Raw genomic sequence first — 26894 nt, 5'->3', positions numbered from 1 at the left:
TAGCACTGTTGATCACTTTCAATTTCCGAGTCTTTATTTTTACAGCTATTATTTCATTGTATCATACCTTTTGCCTCAGAAAGGCCATTAATAAAACAGCAAGAAAAAAGACTGAGACAAAAGCACGTGATGTGCCTTTATCTCAGCCTGTCTTTCTAATTAAACCCTCGTTTTTCCTCTCTTTACAAAAAAGTTATAAAGAAAAACAATCACTGCAAGAACAAGAAGAACGTGAATAATTCCGCCTACTACATTAAATACAAGACCAAGCACCCAGAATAAAAGTAAAAGTCCAATAATCGTCCATAACATCGCATTTTCCTTCTTTCTCTCTTTATTTTATTTCATTAAAGATTATCTTCCCTCCATTTTTAAAAATTAAACTTTTACATAGATGATCCATTTGTCTCTTAATGATGTTTTCCTGACATGTCAGCTGATTTTTCTTTTTCACCAGCTTCCTCAGCAGCTTTCAACTCATCTTCAGTTACATTTCCGACGGCAAATTGCTGCTTTGGCATGACATGCATATCCCGGGCTGTGACATGTGTTTGGATAAAATACACGCCTTCAGCTTCTAAGCTGCTCCGGGCTTTGTAGATTCCATTTTTATCATGTGAGGCTTCAATCAAGACAGCCTTTTCTTTTTCATTCGCTTTCCATATTTCAAACGTGACCTCATCCGCATCTTCAACAGAATCATTGCCCTGTGTCAATTTCACTTTAAAAATAATTTCTTGATTGGAAGCGAGTGTTTCTGGCAGTTTTATGTCTGCTTTTACAATTTCGGGTGTTTCTTTTCCATTGGCTGCACAGCCGGTTAAACAGAATATAAGAATGATCATCCACGTATTAAATGATTTTCTATTCACGATTTTCATCCTATCCACGCTTTCAGCGGTTTGATTCTCACGAAAACAAATCGGTCCAGTAAATAGACTGCTATGATTGAAATTCCGACTAACGGCATAATCACCCCAAAAATCATCATAATGAAGAAAACTCCCCTTGCCGCCTTTTTATTCATTGACCCAGCGGGAGCTCCTGATTTCCCTTCAGGTTTTCTCTTTCTCCACATAATGAAAGAGCTGACAACCAAGCCGATCAACCCTAGACAAACAATCAACCCGATAATTTGATTGGCGAGGCCAAATAATGTGCCCTCATGGAGGGAAATGCCAAGGGATATTGCTTTAGCCATGATTCCGTAGTCACTGAACCTCACGTCACTTAAGATAGTCCCGCTGTACTGATCGAGGTGCAATGTTGCATCATCACTCGGATTGGGATTCGAAGCGGAAATGGTATAAACACCCTTCTCACCTTGAGGGAAAGAAATTGTATATGGCTTCGCAACTTTTTCATTTTCAGATATAGATTGAACATCTTCAAGCGAAATAGGTACATATTTTGCACCGGATGATGGTGGAACTGGAAGGTTTTCCGTTGCCCATGGCACCTCTTCTGCAACATCCCGCGTTTTGATGTCAGACTCAGGCTTTTCACCCCAGCTGTAGGCAAATGGCGGGGCTCCCGTATTTGTGGATGTGGCCACTTTATTAATTTTCTCCCCCATTACCCCTGACCACGGAAGACCTGTTGCAATTAACACTAAGATTGCAGCCGAAAACCAAAAAGCAGGCACAGCATGCATATCACGCCAAAACGTTCTGCCTTTTTTTGTGAACCTCGGTAAAATAGTGCCCCAGATGGAAGCTTTATTTCTTGGAAACCAAATATATAATCCTGTGATCAAGAGGATTACCGCCCAGCAGGCTGCAAGCTCGACAAGTCTATTTGCGACTGTACCGCCGACAAGCAATTCACTGTGAATCTTTTTAAAAATTTCCGTGAATTTTTCTTCTGTTTTTAAGCTTCCCTGAATGTCTCCGTTATAAGGATTTACATATACGGAAATCATTTTTTCATTCTGCAGCAATCCAAGCTCTGACGTCCGCATCGGATCATCATAAAATTTGATAGAGGTTACGGTTCCATCAGGATATTTCTCCTGAACATTTGACACTTGAGCGGTAGGTGAAAGTGTACTTGATCCTTCTTCCTGGACATAGTAAATATCCTTATATATGAAGTTTTCTATCTGCGGTTTAAAAAGGTAGACACCTCCGCTGAATGCCAGAATAATCAAAAAAGGCGAAAAGATTATTCCTGCATAAAAGTGCCACCTCCAGACAACTTGATAAATAGATGGTTTTGTTTTGTTTTTTGAAGGTTTTACTGGTGCTTGTTCTGCGTTTTCCCATTGATAGTTTATCTCGCTTTTAATCATGTTCGTTCTCCTTTTACATTTGTTTCTTCACATCAGCAATGAGTTTTTTGAAATTATTTCCATGTGTAAAGCTATAATCGTTTACAATTTCACCATTCTTGTTGATTAAGTAAAAATTTGTTCCATGTATCACTTGATCAGATGCTTCAGGTTTTTGAACAAGAGTTTGAAATTCATCTCTTGCAAATTTCTCTACCTCCTCCTGGGAATACCCCGTAAGCATATTCCAGTTTGAATCATCTTTTGTAAACTTTTGCATAAATGCTTTAAGCTTTTCCGGAGTATCCACAGATGGGTCTACGCTAATTGAAACCAGTTCCACAGGCAGCTCTTCTGCCTTCAATTCTGTCTGCAGGGCTGCCATGTTTGCAGTCATGGGCGGGCACACGGTCTCACAGCTTGTGAAAATGAAATCGGCAATCCATACCTTACCTTTTAAATCATTGGTGCCAAAAGCCTGTTCATTTTGGTTTGTATAGGTAAACGGTTTCATTTGATACGGTCTTTCTTCGTTAAATTGACAGGCGCTTTGAATAACACAGCTGAGAATCAGTATAAACAGGACTGTTTTGTTCAATGTTCCACCTCATTTTTTCAGTTGATTACCTTAAGAGTACATAATGATTGTGAACTTACTGTGAGAAAAGAATAAAGATTTTTCAACAAAATGAAGAAAAGCAATTGAGCCGGGTGGATACATATTTTTCCCTCGGTCTGAAATTTAGAGGACTCACGCAACAACCAAAAACCGCCCGAAAAATCGAGCGGTTCAAAATAAATTTATAATAGGCCTGGCAGGATAACAGTAACAGTGGTTCCATTTAATGAATCACTGCTGATTAAAAATTCCCCTTCATGCAGCCTGACTATTTCTTTCACAATGGAAATACCAAGACCTGTTCCGCCTGTCATTCGGCTCCGTGCTTTATCCGAACGGAAAAAACGTTCCCCTATATGGGTGAGATCTTCTTCTGATATCTCATTTCCCTTGTTGTTAAGACGTAACAATAGCTGCTTGTTTTCTTCAATGAGAGTTATTTTTATCTTACTTTCTTCATCTGCATATTTGATTGCATTATCCAAAAGATTGTAGAAAACTTGCTGCAGCCGTTTAGGATCTCCTATAACGACAAGATCTTCATAAATATCCAGTTCTGTTTTTAACTTTTTTTCATTGATTCTGATATCAAATAATGCAAGCGTATCTAAAAACAGTTGAACAATGGCGATGGGTTCAGCGTTAAGTGTATACATATTTTCCTGAAGGTGATCAAGATCGATTAAATCGGTGATCAGCTTATTCAGGCGATTCGTTTCTCTTTCAATCGTCATTAAATAGTGCTCCGCTTCTTCAGGCGATGCATACATTCGGCGGTTAAGAGCCTGACTGTACCCGCCAATATAAGTAAGCGGCGTTCTCAGCTCATGCACAACATTTGCAAGAAACTCTTTTTTCCTCGCTTCCTGCTCCTCAAGCGACTGGCTCATGGAATTGAATGCGTGAGCAAGCTGTCCAATTTCGTCATGATTGTTATGGACAAGACGATTCGAGTAATTGCCCTTTGATACCTCTTTAGAGAATTCCTGAAAATCATTCAGAGGCTTAAAAAGCGATCGCCGAATCTGATTGACCGCTAAAAAGAGAATCATAAAAAACAGAGATCCGACAAGCAGAAGAATAGGCAGGCTTCCTTCGAATACTTCTTGAAGATCTGCTAAAGGAACATAGATATAGATGAATCCTATAAGCCCTTTATCTCCCATAATCGGGAAAACTGCGCCTATGATTTCACGGTTAAACTCTTTTACATAGCCATCCTTCACGATGTAATCCCCATTTTCAAGGATTTCGCGGTCTTCACTTGTAATCAGAGCTTCATAGTTCACTTCATATGGAAAATACGAACTTAAATCTTCAATATCATCCAGTACAATCACTTCATACTCAGACACGACATTGTACCAGTGAATTTTTTCAATGATTTCATCGCTTAGAGAGCCGTAGTGATAATGCGCAGCTGTTCTCTCGCCCTGATAAATGACAGACTCTTTGATGCTGTTAAAATAAAGTTCTTTGTATAAAAAATGCAGAAAAAAGAAAGAAAATAAAATGCTGAATACAATGCAAATGCCAATCAGCATCAGTACTTTCTGGCTTAAGTTCAGACGTTTCAATAGTTACACCTCAAATTTATACCCGACACCCCATGCTGTTTGAATGAGATATGCATAATCCTTCAATTTCAATCTAAGTGTTTTAATATGAGTATCTACCGTTCGGCCTGTACCAATGTAATTTAATCCCCAAACCGATTCAAGAAGCTGTTCTCTCGTAAAGACCGTCCCTTTATTTTTTGCAAGCAGGGACAGAATCTCAAATTCTTTTAATGTTAAGGATAAAGGCTGATTTTTTATCATCGCTTTATAGCCAGATGCATCAAGAACAAGCGGACCAACAGTTATCCGATTACTTAAAATGCTGCTCTGCCTCACTCTTCTTAAAACAGATTCAATCCTTGCAAGCAGTTCTCCCTGGTGAAACGGCTTTACAATATAATCATCCCCGCCAAGTTTGAGGCCCTGGATTTTATCCCATTCCTCCCCTTTCGCAGATAAAAAAATAAGGGGGATATGATGGTTTTTTTTCAATTCTTCTGCAAATGTAAAGCCGTCCATATAAGGCATCATAACGTCCGCAACTATTAAATCAGGCGCATCAATATTTATCCGTTCAAGAGCGTCCATGCCATTAGAAGCTTCAATGACTGAATAGCCCTCACTAATTAAAAATGTTTTTATCAGTGCTCTCATTGCTTCTTCATCATCAATGATCATAATAGTTACTGTGTTCACTATTCAAACCCCGCTTTAAAGTTCTATATTAGAGTATAATCTTTATTTTATAATAATGATGTGAAGTTTTTATGAAACGGATGTCTTAAAGACAAAATCTTTTAAAAAATGAGGTTCGGTTTTTTTCTCATATAGGAGGTTATACAAGATGAACTATGTAATGATCGGAGCCGGAGGAATCATTGGCAGTTTGCTCAGGTATTCTTTAGGTGTGCTCACCCACCCTTGGCTCAGCAATGGTTTTCCTCTAGGAACCCTTCTTGCGAACCTGATTGGCTGCTTTATACTCGGATGGTTTACAACTGGCATTTTGAGGCTGAAGCTCTTTCATCCTCATATTTTAGCCGGGCTTGGAACAGGTCTTGTCGGGTCATTCACAACCTTTTCCACTTTCAGCGTTGAAACAGTCCTGCTGCTTCGGAGCGGTTCAATTCTCATGGCGCTTATCTATGTGATCCTCAGTCTTGCTGGAGGACTTTTTATGTCATGGTATGGGTACTTCCTGGGACTCCGCATGTTTAAGGGAAGAGGCGAGGCTGCATCATGAACTTATTATTAATTGCTGCTGGCGGGTGTTTAGGGGCCATTGCCCGTTTTATCATCAGTTCACGGTTGAATAACAAAAGTCAGACTGGATTTCCAATCGGCACACTCGCGGTTAATTTAGCCGGCTCTTTTCTGCTCGGGTGGATGACCGGAAAAGGGCTGCCGGAAAGCTTTTATTTCCTATTCGGCATTGGCTTTATGGGAGCTTTCACAACGTTTTCCACTTTTAAGCTTGAGAATATCCAGCTTAGAGAAAAGAAAAATTATCCTGTTTTAATCAAATATCTCCTCTTCTCGTATGCCGGCGGGATTCTGCTCGCATTTATTGGATTAATGACTGGAATGGGCAAACAGTGATTGCCGCATAAAAATAAACAGCGTAAAATCTTCACATCCAAGACATCCTACTAATGGAGGGATGTATAGTGGAAAAAGACTTACAGCTATTGAAACAATTAACCGAAACTGCAGGCCCATCAGGTTTTGAAGCACGAATTCATAAAGTCCTTGAAGAAAACATAAGTCAAATAACGCCTGAGATTATAAAAGATCATCTTGGAAGCATCGTTGGAATTACGGGAAAAAAAGGCCCGAAAATTTTAATCGCCGGTCACATGGATGAAGTCGGTCTTATGGTTAAAGCCATCACGAATGACGGTTTCCTGAAATTCCAGACATTAGGCGGCTGGTGGGGGCATGTCATGCTTGCCCAGCGCGTAAAAGTCCTGACGAAAAATGGAGATTTGACTGGTGTCATAGGTTCAAAGGCACCTCATGTTCTGTCCATAGAAGAACGAAAAAATGTGCTGAAGCCTGAAAATATGTTTATTGATATTGGAGCTTCCAGCAAAGAAGAAGCAGAGAGTTTTGGAGTTCAGGTCGGAGATCCGATCGCGACTGTTTGTCCATTCGAAGTACTTCCAAATCCCAAGTTTCTGCTTGCCCGGAATTGGGATAACCGCGCAGGCTGCTATGTAGCCCTGAAAACATTAGAGAAAGTCGCTGCAGATAAAAAATCTTCTAATGTCTTATATGCAGGAGCCACAGTTCAAGAAGAAGTGGGTCTAAGAGGCGCTCAGACTTTAGTCAATAAAGTCAATCCGGATATATCGTTTGCACTTGATGTTGGTGTGGCTGGGGATACACCAGGAATGAAAGAAAAAGAAGGACACACAGAACTCGGGAAAGGTCCTTTGCTCGGTTTTTTCGATGCAAGCATGATCCCGCATCCAAAACTCCGTGATTTTGTCGTCGGTGTGGCAAAAGAACTTTCAATCCCTTACCAAGTAGACATCATGCCTGGCGGAGGCACAGATGGAGGGAAATTCCATCTTGGTTATCAGGGTGTTCCTACTTTGGTTGTAAGCGTTCCGGCAAGATATATTCACAGCCACGTTTCCATCGTGCACAAGGACGATCTGGATCATTCAGTCGAGCTGCTCTACCAAGTCATCAAGCGCCTTGATGAAAAAACGCTCAAGCTAATTACAGAAATGAACGGAGAAATTCATTAAAATTTATAAAGGCTTTTTTCTCATTTCGTGTTGCAAGATCCGGTTTGATGCTCGAAATTCGGCTTCGGCGAGCGATTTCGTGTTGCAAAATCCGGTTTGGCGCACGAACTTCGGCTTCAGGAGGTCATTTCGTGTTGCAAAATCCAGTTTGACGCTCCAACTTCGGCTTCGGAGGACAATTTCCTGTTGGACAAAATTTCCACCGAAAACAGCCTTTATAAAAAACGAAGAGCAAAAACTCTTCGTTTTTCTATTTTCTATTAAATCCTCCCACTTCGTCTTTCCAATAGGGCTACGTCTCTCCATCCCCCATTCATTTTGCCGATTCGTTCTCTTATCCCAACTTCTCTAAAACCGGCTTTCTTATGTAATTTTAAACTTGAGATGTTTTCAGGGAAAATTCCAGCCTGAAGCGTCCAAAATCCTTCTTTTTCGCTTAATTCAATAAGGGAGCGCAGCAGGGCAGTTCCGATCCCCCCACCCTTATATGATTTTCCGATATAGATGCTGACATCTGCTACCCCTGCGTAAACGCATCTTCCTGAGACAGCACTCAGAGCGGCCCAGCCAAGAATTTTATTTCCTTCTTTAGCGACAAGCCGGCATGTTTTAGAATGACTTTCATTCCAGCTCTCAAAAGAAGGGGCATCCGTTTCAAACGTAGCATTGCCAGTTGCAATGCCTTCTAGATAAATAGCTCTAACCTGATCCCAATCACTGTCTGTCATTTTTTTTATCTGATAATCCAACCTATACACCCTCTCAAAGTTATCTCGCTTAATTTATTATAAAATTCAGCTTTTTTGATGAAAAGAAAAAAGCCTCATTTCTGAGACTTTTACGATTAACAGCATTCACTTCCGCCAATCAATACGAAACCAGTTCCATCAGCCGTGTTCTCTTTATCCAGTGTTATATGTTCAACTGAAGAGGAAATTTGAGGATCTATTGCAACCTTAATGCCATTTACTTCTTGAACGATGTCCGCATCCATTGGTGCATCAAGCGATAAACCGATTTGCGGACCGCAGCACCCCGAACCTAAAGAATAGACTCTTATTCCTTCAGCATTTCGTTCTTGAAAAATGGTTTCTAATAATTGTTTCGCATTCTCTGTTATTTTCAATTTCTCCATCTCCCTCAATCTAAGTTAAGCGTTTGGGTATAATCGTTTTAACGTTTCGTGCATTTCAGGCTTTACATTGATTTTTGGGCGAGCTGTTTTAGCAATGTTCTCCGCTTCTTCTATCGTTTTTGCTTGTTCAAGTTCTAATAATGTACCGATTGCTACTGTACCGGTACGGTTACTCCCACCTTGACAATGGAAATATATTTTTTTCCCTTCGTTGTATGCTTTGACGACGTGATCAATGGATTCCTTTACTGATTCATCCTGCTGATCAGCATCATCTACGATAGGGCTGTGAACACGATGATAATTTGGGCTGTTTTCAGGTGCTTCTGCTCTTAAATCAAATACGATATCTGCTTTTTCATTTGCCATCATATCTTGTGCATCGTCTGCACCGCCAATATAAATGCGATCCTTGATTAATTCGTGATAATTTTTCGTTGTCATGCTGTATTCCACCTTGTCCATTTAAGTTAAGCTCAAGCATCAAGCTTTTTTAGTTCATCGTTAAATAATCCTTTAATTTTTCATAACCAAGTTTTTCTTCTTTCATCCATGGAATAATCGCGGTTTGAGGAGAATAGCCGGATGTTATTTTTTCAATCCAAGCCTTTTCTGATGTCGCTCTTCCTTTTAATATAGGGTCTTTTGTATTTGTTGCATATAAACTCTGGTTAATGACCCACCATTTTGGATGAATTTGTGCCCGGTTCAAGTCTTTCTGCAGCCTGCCTGCTTCAAGAACCGGTGTTGCTTCTGCAAGTGTGACAATGACCACTTCAGTCTCATCAGAATTTCTGAGACGGGGAAGCAGCTTTTTAACACTCTCTGGAACTTCGCCGTTCGCCCGGGTCATTTCTTTGTGATAAGCCTCCGCTGAATCAAGCAATAACAAGGTGTGCCCTGTCGGAGCCGTATCAATGACAACTATTTCATCCTCAGAACGCTCCACAACATCTGCAAAAGCTCTAAACACCGCAATTTCTTCTGTGCAAGGCGAGTTTAAATCCTCCTGCAAGTAAGCTAGCCCTTCTTCATCCAGCTCTTTCCCTGCATGTAAAAGAACTTCACGTTTGTATTTTTCGACTTCTTCAACAGGGTTTATACTGCTGATAGAAAGATTATTTTTCTTGATGCTTTGCTCAAATATGTATTCTAAATGTGCTGCCGGATCAGTTGTAGTTAAATGAACGTTATGTCCCTTTTCTGCTAAACCAACAGCTATGGCCGATGCAACTGTTGTTTTGCCGACTCCGCCTTTTCCCATTGTGAAAATAAGCCGTGTCCCGCCGTTTGATAAGCTGTCAACGACTTGGTGCAAGCCTGGTAATGCTATAGAACCTTCTGTAAAATCTTTTATCTCTGCAATAGGCAATGTGTATTGTTTAAATAAGTATCTTAGATTTTGAATGCCTGTAAGTGAATAAGAAACATAGGGAAGTGTATAAGAAATCACTTGTTTCAGTGCTTCTGGCATTTCTTCTAAGGCATCGCGCTGGCGCTGATAAAAAGCTGTTGACACTTCATCTTCTGCTAGATGAGTTTGCAGAAGTCCATTGATCAGAAGAATTTGATGGTTAATGCCAATTTCTTTTAACTCCTGTGACGCACGATTTGCTTCATATAATGAGGAAGCATCTGGCCTAGAAACAAGAACTAATGTCGTTTGATCAGGATTCGAAAGAGCTTCGACCGTTTTAGCATATAAATCTTTTTTATCCCCAAGGCCAGACATAGGTCCAAGACAAGAAGCACCATGAGTGCTTTCCTCTAAAAACCCGCTCCAGGCTGTTGGAAGCTGCAGAAGTCTGAGCGTATGTCCGGTTGGAGCAGTATCAAAAATAATGTGATCATAAGCATCCACAACTGAAGCATCACCAAGCAGCTTTGTGAATTCATCAAATGCAGCAATTTCTACCGTGCACGCTCCTGATAATTGTTCCTCCATGGTCGCCACAACTGTTTCTGGAAGCTTTCCGCGATATGGGCCAACTACTTTTTCCCGGTAAGCACTTGCCGCTTCTTCTGGATCAAGATTACATGCATGCAAACGTTCAACTGAAGGGACTGGTACGACTTGATTGGTCAGCTCCAGTTCAAGGACATCCTGAAGATTTGATGCAGGATCTGTACTGACTAATAAAACCGTTTTACCCTGATCTGCCAGGGCAACTGCTGTCGCACAAGCTGTGGATGTCTTGCCGACCCCGCCTTTCCCAGTGAAAAATAAGAAAGGAGTTTTTATTCCATTTTTCGGATTATAAGGCTCGTACATTTCCGTTCACCTGCTTTTCCTTACAATTGGTTAAGATTGATGGACAATCTAGCTTTAGGTTTTTGTTTTAACTCATCCTGGTTTACATGGAACCATTCCGCAAATTCTTCTGTTGAAGGGTACGATTCCTCTTTTACGACTTCACCATCAAAAAGAGTGATTGGCAGAACATCTGGTCCTTTTTCATGAAGCTTTTGATTGATGAGATTGTTTTTGGTGAATTCACCGGGATCATTTGCAAGATTGTATCTCGTGATTTCATATCCCTTTTGAGTTAACGAATAAACCGCAGATGCAACCCGGGTTAATTCCGGATCCACACTCGGACCGCAAACTCCGGTTGAACAGCACATAGCCGGATCAAAAATCTCTACTTTTTTCATATAAGCAAGCTCCTTCATTAAAATATAATGATTTACTTATGCATGATATAGAAAGAAAGCCGGGAGATCATCTCACGGCTTTTCTATTTTTATTATTCGCCAGTCTTGGCAAAACGCTCAATTCTTTCGCCAATCTCATCACGCACACGCTGGAAGAACGCCCATTTCTCTTCTTCCGTGCCTTTGCTTTCGCAGGATCGTCAAATCCCCAATGCACACGTTTAATGTGCGGCGGGGTAACAGGGCAATTGTCAGCTGCATGCCCGCATAATGTAACAATTAGGTCTGCATTGTTTAAGATTTCCTGATCAATCACATCTGAAGTTTGGTTTGAAATATCAATTCCTGTTTCTTTCATTGCTTTAACAGCGTTTGGATTTAAACCATGCGCTTCAAGTCCTGCACTTTTTACATCCCACTCTTCGCCAAGATGTTTTTTCGCCCAGCCTTCAGCCATTTGGCTTCTGCAAGAGTTACCAGTACATAAGAAGTAGATCGTTTTTTTAGACATAGGTGTAGTCTCCTTTTAAGTTGAGTTTGATGTTTTTAGATAATGAGCAGCCATAGATAAAGTCCAACAAGTGTGATAAACAAGGTTGGAATCGTTAAAATGATACCTGTTTTAAAATAAGTGCCCCAGGATATTTTGACGCCTTTTAATCTTAAAACATGGAGCCATAGAAGTGTGGCAAGAGAACCAATCGGCGTAATTTTAGGCCCTAAGTCAGAACCAATTACATTTGCATAAATCAATGCTTCCCTTAAAGTGCCCGCTGTATCTGTATCGGCAATGGCTAAAGCATCAATCATGACTGTCGGCATGTTGTTCATGACCGAAGACAAGATGGCTGCAATGAAGCCCATTGAAATCGTTGCGATAAATAATCCCTGATCAGCTGCCATTTGAATTACATCAGCTAAAACAGCCGTTAATCCGGCATTTCTGAGACCATAAACGACGACATACATCCCAATGGAGAAGAATACAATCGCCCATGGAGCCCCTTTTAACACCTTTTTAGTATGAACAGCCGGGCTTCTTCTCGCCATAGCCAAGAAGAAAATGGCGACGACACCAGCAACAAAGGATACTGGGATATGCAAGAACTCACTGATAAAGTATCCAATGAGGAGAACCCCCAGTACGATCCATGATAGGCGGAACATCTTCTCATCCTTGATGGCTTCTTTAGGTGTTTTTAAATCTTTAAGATCATACTTCCCTGGTATGCTTTTACGGAAGAACAAGTATAAAACGAGAATACTTGCACCTAAAGCAAAGAAGTTAGGAACAATCATCCGCGTGGCATATTCAATAAATCCAATGTCAAAGTAATCAGCAGAAACGATATTCACCAAATTGCTGACTACTAACGGCAATGACGTAGTGTCGGCTATGAACCCGCTCGCCATGATAAATGGAAAAACCATTTTCTCTTCAAAATTCAGGTTGCGGACCATGGCAAGTACAATGGGAGTTAAGATAAGAGCTGCACCGTCATTCGCGAAGAACGCAGCGACCAATGCTCCTAAAATCGAGACATACACAAACATTCTTACACCGTTTCCTCTTGCTGCTCTTGCCATATGCAGAGCAGACCATTCGAAGAAACCAATCTCATCTAAAATCAGAGAAATAATAATAATGGCAATAAATGCAAGGGTTGCATTCCAAACAATTGAAGTTACATCAATAACGTCACCAAAATCAACTACTCCAACTAATAAAGCAACTATAGCTCCACCGCATGCTGACCAGCCGATGGAAAGGTTTTTAGGCTGCCATATTACTAAGATGAGAGTTAAAAGAAAAATCAATGAAGCTAATATGACTGAAGTCAATCTTTCTTCCCCTCTCTATTCACAGGTAATGCGTAATCCTTGTGTTTCTAATTCTGTTAATAAGTTATCTTGTGCAGGTAAATACTCTAATAATCCTTTTATGAATGGATAATATTCACTTTCTTTATTCATTGAATAAAAAATCCATTGCCCTTTGCGTTTTTCTTTTACCAATTCTGCATCACGAAGTTTCCGCAGATGCTGACTGATTGCAGGCTGGCTTGTTTTGAAAATCGCAGTAAATTCACAGACACAGCAATCATTTGTCTCAAGCATTTTCATCATCGTGAGACGCGTTTTATCACCAAGCAATTTAAGTATTTGAGAAACTTTCTGAATATCAAGCGTTGAAGTCACTTCCAAATTGCCAACACCTCCATGTCGGAATCATTATATAACATTCCACTTATATAATAAAGTGCTTATATATAAAAACTTTGTAAATTTACTGTAAGCATCATAGTTTTTTCGGACAAAAAAACTTGGATTTAAACTCCAAGTTTTTCATCAACTATGCAAGTTATTTTTTATTCGAATTGAACCAGATGTCTTTTCATTAAGAAAAAGGATAAACCATAGGAGTCCTAAAGCTATAAACACACAGGCTCCTCCCCAATACAAATAGAGGAATCCGTTATTAAGCTCGATGAGCATGTAGCTGAGGAATGGCCCCAATGCTGCTCCTACATCCTGAACAATTGAGTAGATTGTAAGGAAAGAAACAACATTTGCACTCTTTGCTGCATCGATCGCAATAGCGTCCGTAAGCGTAGATATCGCTGTCGCTCCGACCATGACTGCAAGTGCAGAAAAAATCCACAATCCTAATGGCAGGGAACTTGAGATCATTCCAAACGACACAGCTGAAAAGAAAAGAGATAAAAAATAGATAGGAACCCTCCCGCTGATTCCGTCCGACCAGATGCCAATTCTTCTTGCTAAAAAAGGTTCCCACATCCACCTTGCCGACTGGATTAGTCCGGATAAAAAAGTAACGCCTATAATAAGTCCAAAGAGACTGATTTTCTGGCCATAATGATGTTCAATGATGGAACTTAAAGTTGAGGTCAGGACTCCTTGAACGAACAAAGTGATTAAAAAACCGCTTATAATGACAAGCAGTTTCCGCTTAAAAACAAATGCAAAATGAATGGATGATGAGTTTATTTTCTTTTCTGTCTGTGATTGTGAATCTGCGGCAAAGAAATAGATAATTAGAGGAAGGCCAAGCAATGTCAAAAAGCCAAATGCTAAAGAGACAAAACTAAGTCCCAGCCACGGCACTAATAGGCCGCCAAGGAGCATACCGAACAAACTCCCTAAACGGTAAATGCCATTATATAATCCCATCGCCGCGCCGCGATGGTTTTCATCTGCATAAAATGCCACACTTGAAAGTCCGCCGATCCGAAAAAAAGACCATGCAATCCCCCATAATCCGCGAAGGATAATCCAAGCAATAAACCCCTTAAACAAACCATATCCCAGTGTGGTGAATGCTCCAATAATGATTGCAAAGATCAGCCCGGTTTTTAATGAGATCTTTTTATAAATCCACCCTGCGATTGGACCAAAAGGCAGACGAATAAACCGATTGATGGAAAGAAGAATTCCCACCTGCCAAATAGAGTCAAGGCCTGCTTCTCTCCAGAAGATGGGCAAGGCAATATAAAGCATGGAATCTCCAAGTAAGCTTAGGGCAGTAATGATGGCAACCATGGTAATCACTTTTTGATTATGGGGTTTGCTTATTATTTCCTCCATGCAGCCTGTCACCTCATTCAAAATTACTATTCTTTTATTTCTTCATATGCCTCTAGGAACACTTTATAGCTTTGATTTCCTAAATAATCTTCTTTTGAACGAAAGAGGCGTTCAAATGTCAAATTGCGTGCCTGTTGGGCTGAACATTCAAATGCATTCATAAGCAATTTCATATAGGCAATGAAGTACTCTTTTCTTAAAGCGCCGGCGTGATTAATCACCATATCGTTCACTCCATGTTTCTAAGTTTATTTTCATAGCTGAAAGGGAGAGCAGCATTCTCCCTACTCTACTTAACAGCAAGAACTCGTTTCGTCACATGAGGATTTCGAATTAAGGTTCAAACTGCATACACCTGTCTCAGGAAGATCTAATTCCACTTTTTCAGCTGCCATCTGATCACCGCTTAGATGGGCGACTACAGATCTTACTTGCTCATATCCAGTTGCCATCAAGAATGTAGGAGCACGGCCATAACTCTTGGCACCGACAATATAAAAATTCTTTTCCGGCTGACGGAGTTCCTTCTCCCCGTGGGGACGTACAGTTCCACAGTTGTGAAAATTAGGATCAATGAGAGGGGCTAAAGCTTCTGTACTCTCGGTTGAAGGATCGATTGATGTACGCAGTTCACTGACCATTGTAAAATCTGGACGGCTGCCTGTATTGACAATGACTTCATCTATTCCTGAAAGAGTCCGAATTTCCCCATTTTGTGTACCAATCATATCTATACCGTTTTCAGACCTTTTAAGGTTCTGAATCAAAAATGGCGTTTCTACTTTTATCATCTTTTGATCAACTAGCTGATGGATACGGCTGCCGAGTTCACCTCTTGCTGCCAGCGCATCTTTTTCTTCCCCGCCATAGGCATCTTCAACCCTTTTCCTTCTCATCACCCATATGATTTCTGTATCAGGATGAGATTCTTTCAGTTTTGCAAGTTCCAATAAAGCATTAATGGCTGAATGGCCCCCGCCAACAACTGCTGCTCTTTTATTTGCATACCGCTCTTTTTCTTTTCCAAGAATATCAGGAATGCCGTAAAAAATGTGATGGCGAAGGGATTTTTCATCATTCAGCCATATACCATTTGAAGTTGATGGATTTGGGTTGCCCCATGTTCCTGTTGCATCCAATACCGCTCTTGCCTCAAACGTTTGAAACTCGCCATTTTTTTCTGAGTAAATGATAAACGGGACCTTTTCACGATTTGTCGTTTTCATTTTATCGGCATCTTTTTTGCCGATGGATAAAACCTTTGTATTCAAATGGAAAAATGGCTGAATTTCAGGAAGGTTTGAGAGCGGCTGCAAATATTGTTCCACGAGATCCTTTCCGGTTGGCAGAGCAGCTGGATCAGGCTGAATCCAGTCATGTTTTTCAAGTAATGCTAAAGCCGCTTTATCAATGTTATATTGCCATGGTGAAAATAAGCGAACGTGTTCCCAGGTTAAAATATTTTCTCCGGCCTGCTGACCCGCTTCCAATAAGATAAAGGATTCTCCCCTGCTGACTAAATGAGCAGCTGCCGCAAGGCCTACAGGACCAGCTCCAATAATGGCGACTGGTAGTTTAGAGAGTGAATTCCCCTCAAGTTTTGCCGGAGTACAGCACTCGTTTACTTTCAGTGAAAACGTTAAATTTTTCATTAAAAATCCTCCTCAATAAATAATTATTTTAAAATTACTTGCATTATGCAAGTATTAATCAAAAAGAAATCACCCCATCGGAGTGCAGCATACGCTCGATTTTGCCATGGATGCGTTCAATAGCTTGATTGAGCGAATGACTGTTTCTTTTTCAAACTCATTCATGTGTGAAAAGACCTCATCCAAATAAGCATTCATCTGATGATCAATCGTTGCAGCAGCAAATTTCCCTTCAGTCGTAAGTGAAAGCACATGAACTCTTCGATCATCAGGATGCGGTGTCTTTTTAATTAAGTTCATCTTCACCAAAGATTGGATTTGACGGCTGAAAGTCGTTATATCTGTACCGAGAACGTCAGCTACTTGCTGAACGGACGGCTGATGCAGATGTTCAATTTCATAAAGAATGTGGCTCTGTATTAAAGAAATATCAATTCCCCCTGCAGTGCAGCAGTTTTTATTCAGTAAGCCAAAGCGGCGGGTCATGATCTGAAATAGTTCTCGAGTGTTTTCCATCTAATCACCTCATACTTTAGTTATACGCTTATTATTTGTAATTTGCAACTAATTTATTTGATATTTTTCAGTTTTTTTAAAAAATAATAAAGGCTACCCTTTCAAGGTTAACTTCATATAGACGGCGAGTTTCCATAGTTGATGAATATATGGAAGCACTTTTCGACATGGTTATATAACCTTATCGGAGTACTAAATAGCAATAATAACAATAAAATGTGCAGAATTCGTGCAGAATTAATAAGGTTTTTCAATAGTCCCATTTTTAAGTTTTATATAATTTTGAAAGGGAAAATAGTTTGCGTAAACAAATTTAAAGGAGATGGTTATATGCAAAAACACTATGAATGTATTAAAGCCTGTTTAGAATGTGTAGAAGCCTGTAACGTTTGTTTTGACAAGTGCCTATCAGAAGAAGATGTAAATATGATGAAAGAGTGCATTCGTCTAGATCGTGAGTGTGCAGACATTTGTGCTTTTGCAGCCCAAGCTATGATGCGAAACAGTCAATTCGCTCAGCAAATATGTCAATTGTGTGCAGATATATGTGAATCATGCGGAAATGAATGTCAGAAACATGATCATGATCATTGTCAAAAATGTGCAGAAGCATGTTTTAAATGTGCTGATGAATGCCGGAGAATGGCAGCATAATAATAACACCTATCAACTTTTTAGGGAGCGAGAGAATGTTTCATTATACTAAAACATTAAATGGCAGTGTCAATGATAATGTAAATGCGATTACTGAGCTGTTAGCAGATGAAGGCTTTGGAGTGTTGTGGAAGCTTGATTTAAAAGACAAGTTAAACGATAAAGGAGTTAATTTTTCTGAGGAAATTGCCATCTTAGAGGTTTGTAATCCTTTTGAAGCTAAAAAGGTATTAGAGGAAACGATACTGGCAAGTTATTTTCTGCCGTGTAAATTAATTGTTTATAGTGATGAAGGTTCTACAAAGATCGGAATGCCAAAGCCTACTTCACTTATTCAGCTGTTAGAGGATAAGAACCTTGAAGAGATAGCTTCAGATATCGAAGTGCGGTTAATTAAATGTATAGATCAGCTTTCTTAAGATCTGAACTTCTGCAGGTTCTCTTCTTATATCCAACCGTATGACACGCTGATTTAATTAGAAAAGACAAAAAGCTGCAAATATGCAGCTTTTATCTTTTCTAAAATACCAATGTATAGTAGATTGATTATGTTTTTTACTTAGGTTCTTTTCGTAAACTTTGTTGCTTTTAGACTAAATGATTAAAACCTAAAGTGGATTGTAGTGGAAGGCACTTGACCCCTGCGGGAAATAGAGGGAAATGGGAGACCCCACAGGCAGAGCCGTGGAGGCTCCCACCCTCCCCGCGGAAAGCAAGTGACTGGAACGGAAAGGAACGGACCACATTTACAATTAAAAAACAACAATCTATGCGAAAACAGACTTTACTTATTAGGATCTGAAAATAATCTTAAGGTCTTTGGCATTTCATATAGTCAAAAAAATGATATGCCATGATTTGTTTTTTCTAATGAATCCAAAACTGTGCATGAAAAAAAAAGCAGCGAAAGGCTGCTTTTTTTTACAAATACTTACGGTGAATCGCCTTCCCATCATAAGTAAACAAAACAGGCTTCCCTTCTAGAATCGACTCCATGTGCACGGTGCGTCCCCACAGCTGATGAATATACGGCAGCACTTTTTCAAGATATTTCAAATCCAGTTCAATATCTTCATACCAGTGCTTCAAGTACAATTCATTGTTTTTCAGGTAATCCCCATCATTCACTGTAATGTAAGGGAATCCTCCGTTTACACGCATATTGATTAACTGGTCACGGACATGTTCCCACTCTTTATCCACAACCTTGTAATCTCTTCCCTGCTTTTGGAACAGATACATGTCTTCTCTAGTAACGAGATCCTTCGTCATATAATTTCGGATGAACGATAAGTCAGATTCCACTTCACGCACTTCAAACATTTTTTCCCGGCCCGAGTTAGGCTCTACGCCGCGTCTTATCATGTCTTCTGTGGGATTGTTGTAGCGTTCTTCGATGTCTTCAAAGATTTTAAGTCCTAAATAATAAGGATTAATGCCGGTTCGTGACGGCTGCACTACACCTGCATTCAGCTTGGCAAATTCTATCGATTCATCTGTGGTGAGGTCAAGCTCTCTCAGGATGCGCTGATGCCAGAAGGATGCCCAGCCTTCGTTCATGATTTTTGTTTCGAGCTGCGGCCAGAAATAGAGCATTTCCTCGCGCATCATAGTTAAGATATCGCGCTGCCAGTCTTCCAGGTCTCTGCTGTATTCTTCTATAAACAGCAGGATGTCCTTTTCGGGGGATGGCGGAAACTTCTTATTCTTTTTTGGAGGAGCCCCTTTTGGTTTTTCCTTATCATCCAGTTTCCATAAATCATCATACGGAGAAGCCTTTTTAACATCCTCTTCCTCAGCATCTCCCATTGTCCAGGAAAGCTTTGGCCGCATGAGGGATGGATCAATATGCTCCTGAATCGCAAGCACGGCATCCAAGAATGTCTCTACCTCTGCCCTGCCATGATCAATTTCATATTGCTTAATCCGGTCGGCTGTGGCGGCCATGCTTTCTACCATATCGCGCTTCGTATTTTGAAACCGGCTGTTATTTTTGAAGAAATCACAGTGGGCCAGCACGTGGGCAACAATTAATTTATTTTGAATAAGAGAGTTGGTATCGAGCAAAAAAGCGTAGCATGGATCCGAATTGATGACCAATTCGTAGATTTTGCTTAATCCAAGGTCATAGTGAAGCTTCATTTTAAAGAATTGTTTTCCGAAGCTCCAGTGTGAAAAACGGGTTGGCATTCCGTAAGCACCAAATGTATAAATGATATCTGCAGGACAAATTTCATACCGCATCGGATAATAATCAAGTCCAAATCCATCGGCAATTTCCGTGATTTCCGCAATCGCATATTCCAGTGATTTCCGGTAAGCTTCGTTCACGCGTTTTCCCCCTATCTCGTCTTTAAGACAATGTATGAATGGCAGGCGGAAAAGATGAAGGAAATCCGTTCGGAAAGAGATGTTATCAATTTAATTTCCTGCAAAATAAAAAGGCATTCATAATCTTTGTAGCATTTAGATGGATCTGCGCTGCAGGCAATTGACTTCTGCGGGAAGATAGAGGGAAATGGAAGACCATGCAGGCATAGCGGAGGAGGATCCCAGCCGGACCGCGGAAAGCAAGTGACTGGAGCGGAAAGGAACGGGTACCCCAAAAAAACAACTATGCTAAAAAAAACATAAAAAAACATGAATCCTTATGCTGGATTCATGCTTTTCCTTCTATATTAAACCTGTTCAGGCTTCACATACATATTTTGTTTCAGCGTGCGTTTTTGCCAAATGATCGTCATAACAAACGTCACAACAAGAAAAGCAAGCCCGAGCACAAAAGGATACGTGATTTGTACATCATAAAGCATACCGGCAAGCGTTGGTCCAAGTATATTTCCGATGCTCATATAAGCATTATTCATTCCCATTGCAAATCCCTGTTCGTCTCCCGCCATTTTTGAGATCAGCGTATTAAGGACAGGACGCAGGATTGACGTTGCAAGGAAAATAAGCAGTGTAACACCAAAGAATAGAACATAGCTTGAAGCAAACAGCGAAAGGAAAAAACCAATTGCTGCTACGGCAAGGAATATGTTCAGAACCATTCCTTCACCAAATCGTCTTACAACACGATCTACTACAAATAGCTGGACAATCACACTGATGATGCCCGTAGATGTAATCATAAGAGCAATTTCCTGAGGCGTTGCATCGAATTGATTGTCTACAAAAAGGCCGAGCACTGATTCGTAAGCCATCAGGCCGAAGCTCATGACAAGAGTAATCACAAGAGGTACAAAATACGGCATGCGCACTGAGCGCACCATTTTCTTAGCCATTGATTCAGTATCTTCCGGCATAGCCACAGATGCATCCTTTGTTTCGCTTTCTTCAAGCACAACGATCGAGAAAATCACAGCTGCCAATGATACGATTGCTGAGATTAAAAACGGCATTTTCAGGCCGAAGTCTGCAAGAAATCCGCCGATTCCCGGGCCAATAACAATCCCGAGTGACATGGCGGCAGAAACAAAGCTGTTTCCTTTAGCCCGCTGATCCATCGATGTAATATCTGCTACATATGCAAAGATTGCTGGAACCAGCAAGGCTGCCCCAATTCCGCCAATCACACGGGAAGCATAAAGCCACCAAATCGAATCAACCGCGTAAAAAACAAACATGGACAGGGTTAATCCAATTAACCCGTAAATGATCATTTTTCTGCGGCCGTATTGATCTGCCCATTTTCCGGCTATTGGGGAAAAAATAAGCTGTGCTCCCGCAAAAATAGCGATCATTAATCCCGCTGCAGTACCGCCCTGATTAATGGATTCCAGGTAGGCCGGCAGAATGGGAATAATTATCCCAAAGCTTCCAATCGCAATAAACATGTTGATCATCAAAATAAACATTTTTTTCTTTTGTTCTGCTGACAAAATGACAGCCCCTCTTTCTATGGTTAACTATTGCGTGATTATATTTTTCAAATACTTAACCATGTTAAGTTGTTTGGCATCATTCTGTCAACGAGAAAGGATTGGAACTTTTTATGAACTTAAGAAACGGTTTGAGCGTCTGTTTTTAAGTCCATTGCCGGCCCAAAGAATTCATAATGAATCTTTTCTTTTTCCACTCCGAGAGAAAGCAGATTCTGAATCATGGCTTTCATGAACAGAACGGGTCCGCATACATAGAAATCTCCTTCTTTGTTCTCCAGAATACGATCCAAATCATCCTTTGAGATTAAGCCTTCTTTATAAAAACTTTGATCCGTGCAGTCCTGATTTGACGGGCTGCTGTAGAAGACAAACATTCTGCAGTTAGGCAGCTTCGCACATAATGAGGCTGTTTCTTTTACAAATGCATGTGTGCTGCTGTTTTGTGTTGCATGAATAAACGTTACTTCCCGCTCTGTCTGCTGGGTTGTAATCGTGCGCAGCATGCTCATAAATGGAGTGAGTCCTACTCCTCCGCTAATAAATGTGACAGGTGTTTGGGCAGCCTCATTTAATGTAAATTCACCGGCAGGAGCACTGATTTCGATCATATCTCCGACTGATAAATGATCATGAAGGTAGTTTGAGACCTTTCCTGCTTCCGTTTCGGGTCCGCGTTCCCGTTTTACTGAAATTCTTAGATGAGGCATCTCTTTGCTGCCTGACAAACTATATTGTCTGTTCATCGTATACTTTTCTCCAGGAATATTGACTCTTACGGAAATGTACTGGCCCGGTTTAAAAGCTGGAATTCCTTCAGGCGACTCTAAATAGAAAGAAGAAATCAATTCACTTTCCTTTTCAATGCGGACGACTTTGAAAGGCTTGAATCCAGTCCAATCTGCGCCATCATATAATTCTTTTTCCGCTTCGATAAATACTTCTGCAATGACGCCGTATGCTTCTGCCCAGGCATTTATGATTTCAGGCGTTGCGGCCTCTCCAAGAACTTGTTTGATGGCCTGAAGCAGATGTTCTCCAACGATTGGATAGTGTTCCGCTTTTACACCTAGACTTCTATGCTTATGAGCAATTTGTTTCACTGCCGGCAGAATCATATGAAGCTGATGAATGTGTTTTGCTGCTGCATATACCGTATTTGCAAGCGCCGTCTGCTGTCTTCCTTTTTTCTGATTGGCATGATTGAAAATATTAAGCAGCTCTGGATGGCTTTCAAATAGATTTTTGTAAAAACGCGATGTGATTTCTACACCTTTTTCTTCTAAAACTGGAACAGTAGATTGAATAATTTCGATTGTTTTTTGAGTAAGCATTTGGATGCTCCCCTTCTTTTTTAAAGTAGTATTTTAAATACATCTTTATCTTAAATCCAAAAATACTTTAAAGCAATATTTCAAATACATCTTTAAGAAATCTGACACAATTGAAATTTAACTTTTATTAAAATTTCAATTGCTGTGGTAAGATAGACGTACTTCATGTAGTGGGGCGATGGACGTTTATGAGATTAACCAACTATACAGATTATTCTTTGCGGGTGCTGATCTATCTGGCAACAAAGGAAAAAGATAATCTATCCAATATAAAAGAAATAGCAGAAGCCTATCAAATCTCAAAAAATCATTTAATGAAAGTAACTTATGAGCTTGGCAAGTTAAATGTAATCGAAACAATAAGAGGCCGGGGCGGCGGCATTCGGCTTGCGAAAGATCCTGCTGAGATCAACATCGGGTTCATTGTCCGGCAGACCGAAGACGACTTCAATCTTGTTGAATGCTTCGATCCAAAGAGCAATGCATGCACGATATCCCCTGCCTGTACATTAAAAGGGGTGCTGCACAAAGCGCTGCAGGCCTACTTTGAAGTGCTTGACTGCTATACGCTTGCAGATCTGGTTAAAAACAAATCGATGCTTGCCAGATTATTAAATAACACCTGAAGTGGGGCTGTCCATAAAGTCATTTTTTCTGACTTATTGGCAGCCCTTTCTTTTGGGACCTTGCCACATCAAAAGTGGCAGCACTACTGGGATTGACGCCAATGTTTAAGCTTTGGACCGTCAAAAGTGGTAGTACAACTGGGACTGACGCCACTTGTTAAGCTTTGAACCGTTAAAAGTGGTAGCACTCATAGGAATGACCCCACTTGTTAAGCTTTGAACCGTTAAAAGTGGTAGCACTCTTGGGAATGACGCCACTTTTTATGCTTCGAACCGTTAATAGTGGTAGCACTCATGGGAATGACGCCACTTGTTATTCTGTGAACCGTTAATAGTGGTAGCACTCATGGGAATGACGCCACTTGTTATTCTGTGAACCGTTAAAAGTGGTAGCACTCATGGGATTGACGCCACTTTTTAAGCTTTGAACCGTTAATAGTGGTAGTACTCATGGGGATGACGCCACTTGTTAATCTTTAAACCGTTAAAAGTGGTAGCACTCATGGGACTTACACCACTTTTTAAGCTTTGAACCGTTAATAGTGGTAGCACTCATGGGATTGACGCCACTTTTTAAGCTTTGGACCGTTTAAAGTGGTAGCACTTATGGGACTTACACCATTAGTTATTTTCACAGTAAAAACTGGCATAAAAAACATCTTTTTTATGCTTCATTTTAGAGATTTATTGAACAGCCCTTTTGTTGCAAAAGGAGTCTGAAGTCCGCCTTCTTTTTTTTCGGAATAGTTTGTAAATATATCCAGTATCTTATATGATCAAATCAGGAGAATTTAAATATGCTATAAAACGAGGAATATTTCAAAAGGAGGATCCAAAGTGGGGAACAAAAAAGTATGGCTTGTGCTTCTTTTTGTCTTTTTTTTGGTCAGCTTAACAAATCCCTCTTTCACTTCAGCCAAAAAGCCGCATGAGCCAGCAAGCAAAACAGCAGTAGAAATGATTACTTCAAAAGCATTATTAAAAGATCAGCGGCCAAAGCACCATAAGCTCACCTATAAGGTTTATCTTCCAAAAGGATATGATAAAAAACGGACAGAAGGATACCCGGTCGTTTATCTTCTGCATGGCAGCGGAGGAAATGAAAACAGCTGGGATGATTTTTTTGGAAAGCTTGACGAAATGATAGAAAATAAAGAAATCGAGCCGCTTATTGCCGTTGTCCCTGCAGCAGGCAATTCCTATTGGGTGAACTCTAAAAAGTACGGTCATTATGAAAGCGCTGTTATCAAGGACTTGATTCCGCATATCGATAAAAAATACAATTCTATCGCTGAACGCAGCGGAAGGTTCATTTCAGGCTATTCAATGGGCGGATACGGGGCCCTCAGATATTCAATGGTTTACCCTGATCTGTTTTCTGCAGCAACTCTATTAAGTCCGGCCATTCAAAACGCAGAGCCTCCCGCTACATCCGGGGCGGTTGAAAGAGGAAGTTTCGGAGAACCCTATGATCCTGCGCTATGGAATGCCAACAATTACCCTACGGCAATCAATAGTTATGTCAAACAGCCGTACCGTGTTCCAGTCTATATTGTAACAGGTGATGATGACTGGAATCATTTGAGTGAAAAGGAAGATCTGCCTCCTGATGCTTATAAATACAATATGGAGGTTCAGGCTGTTCAGCTCTATCAGGAGCTTCACAGAAAAAACCTTTTTGGCTTGGATTTTCCCAAGTGGGAAGATGTTCCTTCAAGTCCTGCTGAACTCAGGATCATTAACGGCGGCCATGGACTTGAGGTATGGCTGAAAGGATTTCAAGAAGGCTTAAAATATATGTTCGGAAAAGCTGAAAGCCCTGAATTTTCTCCAATTTATGATCCAGCAAGCTACAGCTCTGAAAAAAAAGGAACTGTGAATACTTATTCGTTTAATGCTCCTAGCCTTATTCAAGATGAAACGCCAGGTAATGATGAACTGAAGTATGTCGTTTATTTGCCTGAAGAATATGACCCGCATGCTGAAAAAAAATATCCCGTCCTCTACTTGCTGCACGGTTCTTTTGGAGATGAAAAAAGCTGGAACAAATTCTTTCCAATTTTAGATAAAATGATTGAGGAAAAAAAGATTGAACCCATCATTGCGGTTGCTCCAGTAACAGGCAACAGCTATTGGGTTGATTCGCTCAAGTATGGGAACATGGAATCGGCCGTCATCAACGATTTGATTCAAAAAATAGATCGTGATTTCCATACGATTTCTGACCGGAATGGCCGCGGGCTCGTTGGCTATTCAATGGGAGGATATGGAGCGCTGCGCTACTCGCTCGTTTACCCTCATCTGTTCGCCGGAACGTCGCTGTTAAGTCCGGCTTTACAGGCATTCGAGGCTCCTGAAACATCGGGTGCTGTGGAACGGGGTTCATTTGGAGATCCTTTTGAACCGGCCATTTGGAATTCGTTAAACTATCCTCAAGCTCTTGAATCATACGGACAGCAGCCTTTCGAGGTACCAATGTTTATTATGACCGGAGACGATGACTGGAATCATTTAAGTGAAAAAGAGGATCTTCCGGAGGACGCCTACAAATACAATATGGAAGTGCAGGCAGTCACCTCTTATCAATTTCTGCACAGATCGAATGTCTTTAATCGCCCTTTTGAGAAATGGGAACCAGTTCCGGGAAGCCCTGCTGAACTCAGAATATTAAACGGCGGCCACGGCATGTCTGTCTGGGCTGCAGGATTTGAACAGGGTTTGATCTATATGTTTGAAAATGGACTTCGAGCACAATAGTAAAAAGAACTGGCCTCACAGCCGAAATTAAACACGCTGATTGTCGATTTTTCGGGAGTATACAAGGTCGGGTGAGATGGTGGTGGACAGTTTGGAAAAGCTGATCCTTTCATTGGGTCTGATTGGAGTTAAACCCATTCTGACAGGGCTGAGAGCAGAGATGAGTTTAAGCATCATCAATGCGGGAGCGGCGATGGATAAAGTGGAAATTAGATCTACAGTCGAACACGTTTTAAGCTAATTTTATGTACGCTTGGCAACTGCCAAGCTTTTTTGCCGTGCACATTACATCACAGAAGCGGTATGATTCATCGGCTTTCCTTCAATCTTCTCGTAGAGGTTTTTCACTCTCATGGCAATGTCATCACAAAGTTCCTGATAATAGGCAAATTCTTCTTCGTCACTTTCGAATGTATACATGGACAAGTTTGGCAAATTCCATGAAAGAACATTGTTTCCTTCTTGTTGAACTGGCGGTGTTTTTTCCTGTTTATAATCATACATTTGAACAACAACTGATGCTCTATCTAAAAGCTCAAGGTCAATTTCATCCGATTCAAGGTCTTCAATGGACATATTCACTTCTTTCATGGCCTTCACGCAAGCAGGGTCAACTTCTGATGTGACAAGACCGGCACTTTCGATTTGCCATTTACTGGAGAACAGTTTTTTTGCCCAGGCTTCTGCTATTAAGCTCCTGCATGAGTTAAAATATGACAGAAAGTAAATGGTAGGTTTTCTCATCGCTGTACCTCTTTCCTTAGGTTTGTACTAATCTTTACCCCGTCTACATATAAACTACACATTTATTTACATCCATTTAGTGGATAACCCCCATAAAATTGGAACTGCCTAAGAATATTCAGCCGCAGCAA

Annotated in this window: 29 protein-coding genes and 1 pseudogene; 8 read left to right on the top strand and 22 right to left on the bottom strand. The window is 40.6% G+C overall.

What is annotated here, in order from left to right; genetic code table 11:
* Window positions 1-159: 159 nt before the first annotated feature.
* The 6 genes from GJU41_RS00735 to GJU41_RS00710 form a co-directional block, all read right to left on the bottom strand.
* Window positions 160-312, bottom strand: a complete 153-nt coding sequence (locus tag GJU41_RS00735; RefSeq protein ID WP_133312103.1) for a lmo0937 family membrane protein — start codon at window positions 310-312, stop codon at window positions 160-162.
* Window positions 313-410: 98 nt separating this feature from the next.
* Window positions 411-872, bottom strand: coding sequence for a FixH family protein (locus GJU41_RS00730; protein ID WP_170292687.1), 462 nt, complete (start codon window positions 870-872; stop codon window positions 411-413).
* 5 nt (window positions 873-877) lie between these two features.
* The gene (locus tag GJU41_RS00725; protein ID WP_154317837.1) at window positions 878-2290 is read right to left on the bottom strand and encodes a PepSY-associated TM helix domain-containing protein; all 1413 of its coding nucleotides are present in this window, start codon (window positions 2288-2290) and stop codon (window positions 878-880) included.
* A gap of 13 nt (window positions 2291-2303) precedes the next feature.
* Window positions 2304-2825: an SCO family protein gene (locus GJU41_RS00720; RefSeq protein WP_396653196.1), complete on the bottom strand. Its 522-nt coding sequence runs from the start codon at window positions 2823-2825 to the stop codon at window positions 2304-2306.
* A 245-nt stretch (window positions 2826-3070) separates the two neighbouring features.
* On the bottom strand, window positions 3071-4465 hold the full coding sequence (locus tag GJU41_RS00715; protein ID WP_224771342.1) for a sensor histidine kinase: 1395 nt from the start codon (window positions 4463-4465) through the stop codon (window positions 3071-3073).
* Between the two features lie 3 nt (window positions 4466-4468).
* The gene (locus GJU41_RS00710) at window positions 4469-5125 is read right to left on the bottom strand and encodes a response regulator transcription factor (RefSeq protein ID WP_070877217.1); all 657 of its coding nucleotides are present in this window, start codon (window positions 5123-5125) and stop codon (window positions 4469-4471) included.
* 166 nt (window positions 5126-5291) lie between these two features.
* Between GJU41_RS00710 and crcB (GJU41_RS00705) the strand changes: the two genes are divergently transcribed.
* From crcB (GJU41_RS00705) to GJU41_RS00695, 3 genes are all read left to right on the top strand, one after another.
* Entirely contained in the window at window positions 5292-5690 is a 399-nt protein-coding gene (gene crcB / locus GJU41_RS00705; protein WP_070877133.1) for a fluoride efflux transporter CrcB, read from the top strand.
* Window positions 5684-6046, top strand: a complete 363-nt coding sequence (gene crcB / locus GJU41_RS00700; protein WP_070877134.1) for a fluoride efflux transporter CrcB — start codon at window positions 5684-5686, stop codon at window positions 6044-6046. The genes crcB (GJU41_RS00705) and crcB (GJU41_RS00700) overlap by 7 nt, the downstream gene beginning before the upstream one ends.
* 68 nt (window positions 6047-6114) lie before the next feature.
* Window positions 6115-7203 (top strand): M42 family metallopeptidase, encoded by a 1089-nt coding sequence (locus GJU41_RS00695; RefSeq protein ID WP_396653153.1) that lies wholly within the window; start codon window positions 6115-6117, stop codon window positions 7201-7203.
* Between the two features lie 260 nt (window positions 7204-7463).
* Here the strand turns inward: GJU41_RS00695 and GJU41_RS00690 are convergent, their stop codons facing one another.
* From GJU41_RS00690 to GJU41_RS00635, 12 genes and pseudogenes are all read right to left on the bottom strand, one after another.
* Window positions 7464-7952: a GNAT family N-acetyltransferase gene (locus GJU41_RS00690; protein WP_154317833.1), complete on the bottom strand. Its 489-nt coding sequence runs from the start codon at window positions 7950-7952 to the stop codon at window positions 7464-7466.
* A 95-nt stretch (window positions 7953-8047) separates the two neighbouring features.
* Window positions 8048-8338 carry an adhesin gene (locus GJU41_RS00685; protein ID WP_318185148.1) on the bottom strand — a complete coding sequence of 97 codons (291 nt, stop codon included), beginning with the start codon at window positions 8336-8338 and terminating at the stop codon, window positions 8048-8050.
* Window positions 8339-8353: 15 nt separating this feature from the next.
* Window positions 8354-8782, bottom strand: a complete 429-nt coding sequence (locus GJU41_RS00680) for a protein-tyrosine phosphatase family protein (protein ID WP_070877138.1) — start codon at window positions 8780-8782, stop codon at window positions 8354-8356.
* A gap of 49 nt (window positions 8783-8831) precedes the next feature.
* The gene (gene arsA, locus GJU41_RS00675; RefSeq protein ID WP_154317831.1) at window positions 8832-10610 is read right to left on the bottom strand and encodes an arsenical pump-driving ATPase; all 1779 of its coding nucleotides are present in this window, start codon (window positions 10608-10610) and stop codon (window positions 8832-8834) included.
* 20 nt (window positions 10611-10630) lie between these two features.
* Window positions 10631-10993, bottom strand: coding sequence for an arsenite efflux transporter metallochaperone ArsD (gene arsD, locus GJU41_RS00670; RefSeq protein ID WP_154317830.1), 363 nt, complete (start codon window positions 10991-10993; stop codon window positions 10631-10633).
* A gap of 92 nt (window positions 10994-11085) precedes the next feature.
* Window positions 11086-11504: pseudogene (arsC, locus tag GJU41_RS00665) on the bottom strand (arsenate reductase (thioredoxin)).
* 35 nt (window positions 11505-11539) lie between these two features.
* Window positions 11540-12835: an arsenic transporter gene (locus GJU41_RS00660; RefSeq protein ID WP_154317829.1), complete on the bottom strand. Its 1296-nt coding sequence runs from the start codon at window positions 12833-12835 to the stop codon at window positions 11540-11542.
* 15 nt (window positions 12836-12850) lie between these two features.
* Window positions 12851-13198: an ArsR/SmtB family transcription factor gene (locus tag GJU41_RS00655; RefSeq protein ID WP_154317828.1), complete on the bottom strand. Its 348-nt coding sequence runs from the start codon at window positions 13196-13198 to the stop codon at window positions 12851-12853.
* Window positions 13199-13342: 144 nt separating this feature from the next.
* Window positions 13343-14599 (bottom strand): MFS transporter, encoded by a 1257-nt coding sequence (locus GJU41_RS00650; RefSeq protein ID WP_154317827.1) that lies wholly within the window; start codon window positions 14597-14599, stop codon window positions 13343-13345.
* Between the two features lie 26 nt (window positions 14600-14625).
* A complete protein-coding gene (locus GJU41_RS00645; protein ID WP_070877145.1) occupies window positions 14626-14823 on the bottom strand; it encodes a hypothetical protein in 198 nt (65 codons plus the stop codon).
* Window positions 14824-14892: 69 nt separating this feature from the next.
* Window positions 14893-16251 carry an NAD(P)-binding domain-containing protein gene (locus GJU41_RS00640; RefSeq protein ID WP_154317826.1) on the bottom strand — a complete coding sequence of 453 codons (1359 nt, stop codon included), beginning with the start codon at window positions 16249-16251 and terminating at the stop codon, window positions 14893-14895.
* Window positions 16252-16320: 69 nt separating this feature from the next.
* A complete protein-coding gene (locus tag GJU41_RS00635) occupies window positions 16321-16767 on the bottom strand; it encodes a MarR family winged helix-turn-helix transcriptional regulator (RefSeq protein ID WP_070877147.1) in 447 nt (148 codons plus the stop codon).
* Window positions 16768-17097: 330 nt separating this feature from the next.
* Between GJU41_RS00635 and GJU41_RS00630 the strand changes: the two genes are divergently transcribed.
* Window positions 17098-17421 carry a four-helix bundle copper-binding protein gene (locus GJU41_RS00630; protein WP_070877148.1) on the top strand — a complete coding sequence of 108 codons (324 nt, stop codon included), beginning with the start codon at window positions 17098-17100 and terminating at the stop codon, window positions 17419-17421.
* A gap of 35 nt (window positions 17422-17456) precedes the next feature.
* On the top strand, window positions 17457-17840 hold the full coding sequence (locus GJU41_RS00625) for a DUF302 domain-containing protein (RefSeq protein WP_070877149.1): 384 nt from the start codon (window positions 17457-17459) through the stop codon (window positions 17838-17840).
* A gap of 502 nt (window positions 17841-18342) precedes the next feature.
* Here GJU41_RS00625 and GJU41_RS00620 read toward each other — a convergent pair.
* From GJU41_RS00620 to hmpA, 3 genes are all read right to left on the bottom strand, one after another.
* Window positions 18343-19752: a SpoVR family protein gene (locus GJU41_RS00620; protein ID WP_170292686.1), complete on the bottom strand. Its 1410-nt coding sequence runs from the start codon at window positions 19750-19752 to the stop codon at window positions 18343-18345.
* A gap of 347 nt (window positions 19753-20099) precedes the next feature.
* On the bottom strand, window positions 20100-21302 hold the full coding sequence (locus GJU41_RS00615; RefSeq protein WP_070877151.1) for an MFS transporter: 1203 nt from the start codon (window positions 21300-21302) through the stop codon (window positions 20100-20102).
* Window positions 21303-21421: 119 nt separating this feature from the next.
* Window positions 21422-22636, bottom strand: coding sequence for an NO-inducible flavohemoprotein (gene hmpA, locus GJU41_RS00610; protein WP_070877152.1), 1215 nt, complete (start codon window positions 22634-22636; stop codon window positions 21422-21424).
* A gap of 188 nt (window positions 22637-22824) precedes the next feature.
* Between hmpA and GJU41_RS00605 the strand changes: the two genes are divergently transcribed.
* From GJU41_RS00605 to GJU41_RS00595, 3 genes are all read left to right on the top strand, one after another.
* The gene (locus tag GJU41_RS00605; protein WP_070877153.1) at window positions 22825-23262 is read left to right on the top strand and encodes an Rrf2 family transcriptional regulator; all 438 of its coding nucleotides are present in this window, start codon (window positions 22825-22827) and stop codon (window positions 23260-23262) included.
* Window positions 23263-24099: 837 nt separating this feature from the next.
* Entirely contained in the window at window positions 24100-26019 is a 1920-nt protein-coding gene (locus GJU41_RS00600; protein ID WP_154317825.1) for an alpha/beta hydrolase, read from the top strand.
* A 91-nt stretch (window positions 26020-26110) separates the two neighbouring features.
* Window positions 26111-26260 (top strand): STAS domain-containing protein, encoded by a 150-nt coding sequence (locus GJU41_RS00595; protein WP_154317824.1) that lies wholly within the window; start codon window positions 26111-26113, stop codon window positions 26258-26260.
* A 44-nt stretch (window positions 26261-26304) separates the two neighbouring features.
* Here the strand turns inward: GJU41_RS00595 and GJU41_RS00590 are convergent, their stop codons facing one another.
* Window positions 26305-26763 (bottom strand): arsenate reductase/protein-tyrosine-phosphatase family protein, encoded by a 459-nt coding sequence (locus GJU41_RS00590; RefSeq protein ID WP_070877155.1) that lies wholly within the window; start codon window positions 26761-26763, stop codon window positions 26305-26307.
* Window positions 26764-26894: the final 131 nt, after the last annotated feature.

Source organism: Metabacillus idriensis (genome assembly GCF_009674765.1).
GTDB classification, from domain to species: Bacteria; Bacillota; Bacilli; order Bacillales; family Bacillaceae; genus Bacillus_P; species Bacillus_P idriensis.
The sequence above is the reverse complement of the archived record's forward strand: the minus strand, read 5'-3'. Positions and strand labels throughout refer to the sequence as shown.

Bases quoted from the DNA above. Each gene is read 5' to 3' on its own strand.
- GJU41_RS00735 (WP_133312103.1), bottom strand. From the start codon at position 312: ATGTTATGGACGATTATTGGACTTTTACTTTTATTCTGGGTGCTTGGT.
- GJU41_RS00725 (WP_154317837.1), bottom strand. From the start codon at position 2,290: ATGATTAAAAGCGAGATAAACTATCAATGGGAAAACGCAGAACAAGCA.
- GJU41_RS00710 (WP_070877217.1), bottom strand. From the start codon at position 5,125: ATGATCATTGATGATGAAGAAGCAATGAGAGCACTGATAAAAACATTT.
- crcB (WP_070877133.1), top strand. From the start codon at position 5,292: ATGAACTATGTAATGATCGGAGCCGGAGGAATCATTGGCAGTTTGCTC.
- GJU41_RS00685 (WP_318185148.1), bottom strand. From the start codon at position 8,338: ATGGAGAAATTGAAAATAACAGAGAATGCGAAACAATTATTAGAAACC.
- GJU41_RS00680 (WP_070877138.1), bottom strand. From the start codon at position 8,782: ATGACAACGAAAAATTATCACGAATTAATCAAGGATCGCATTTATATT.
- arsA (WP_154317831.1), bottom strand. From the start codon at position 10,610: ATGTACGAGCCTTATAATCCGAAAAATGGAATAAAAACTCCTTTCTTA.
- arsD (WP_154317830.1), bottom strand. From the start codon at position 10,993: ATGAAAAAAGTAGAGATTTTTGATCCGGCTATGTGCTGTTCAACCGGA.
- GJU41_RS00650 (WP_154317827.1), bottom strand. From the start codon at position 14,599: ATGGAGGAAATAATAAGCAAACCCCATAATCAAAAAGTGATTACCATG.
- GJU41_RS00645 (WP_070877145.1), bottom strand. From the start codon at position 14,823: ATGGTGATTAATCACGCCGGCGCTTTAAGAAAAGAGTACTTCATTGCC.
- GJU41_RS00640 (WP_154317826.1), bottom strand. From the start codon at position 16,251: ATGAAAAATTTAACGTTTTCACTGAAAGTAAACGAGTGCTGTACTCCG.
- GJU41_RS00635 (WP_070877147.1), bottom strand. From the start codon at position 16,767: ATGGAAAACACTCGAGAACTATTTCAGATCATGACCCGCCGCTTTGGC.
- GJU41_RS00630 (WP_070877148.1), top strand. From the start codon at position 17,098: ATGCAAAAACACTATGAATGTATTAAAGCCTGTTTAGAATGTGTAGAA.
- GJU41_RS00625 (WP_070877149.1), top strand. From the start codon at position 17,457: ATGTTTCATTATACTAAAACATTAAATGGCAGTGTCAATGATAATGTA.
- hmpA (WP_070877152.1), bottom strand. From the start codon at position 22,636: ATGCTTACTCAAAAAACAATCGAAATTATTCAATCTACTGTTCCAGTT.
- GJU41_RS00605 (WP_070877153.1), top strand. From the start codon at position 22,825: ATGAGATTAACCAACTATACAGATTATTCTTTGCGGGTGCTGATCTAT.
- GJU41_RS00590 (WP_070877155.1), bottom strand. From the start codon at position 26,763: ATGAGAAAACCTACCATTTACTTTCTGTCATATTTTAACTCATGCAGG.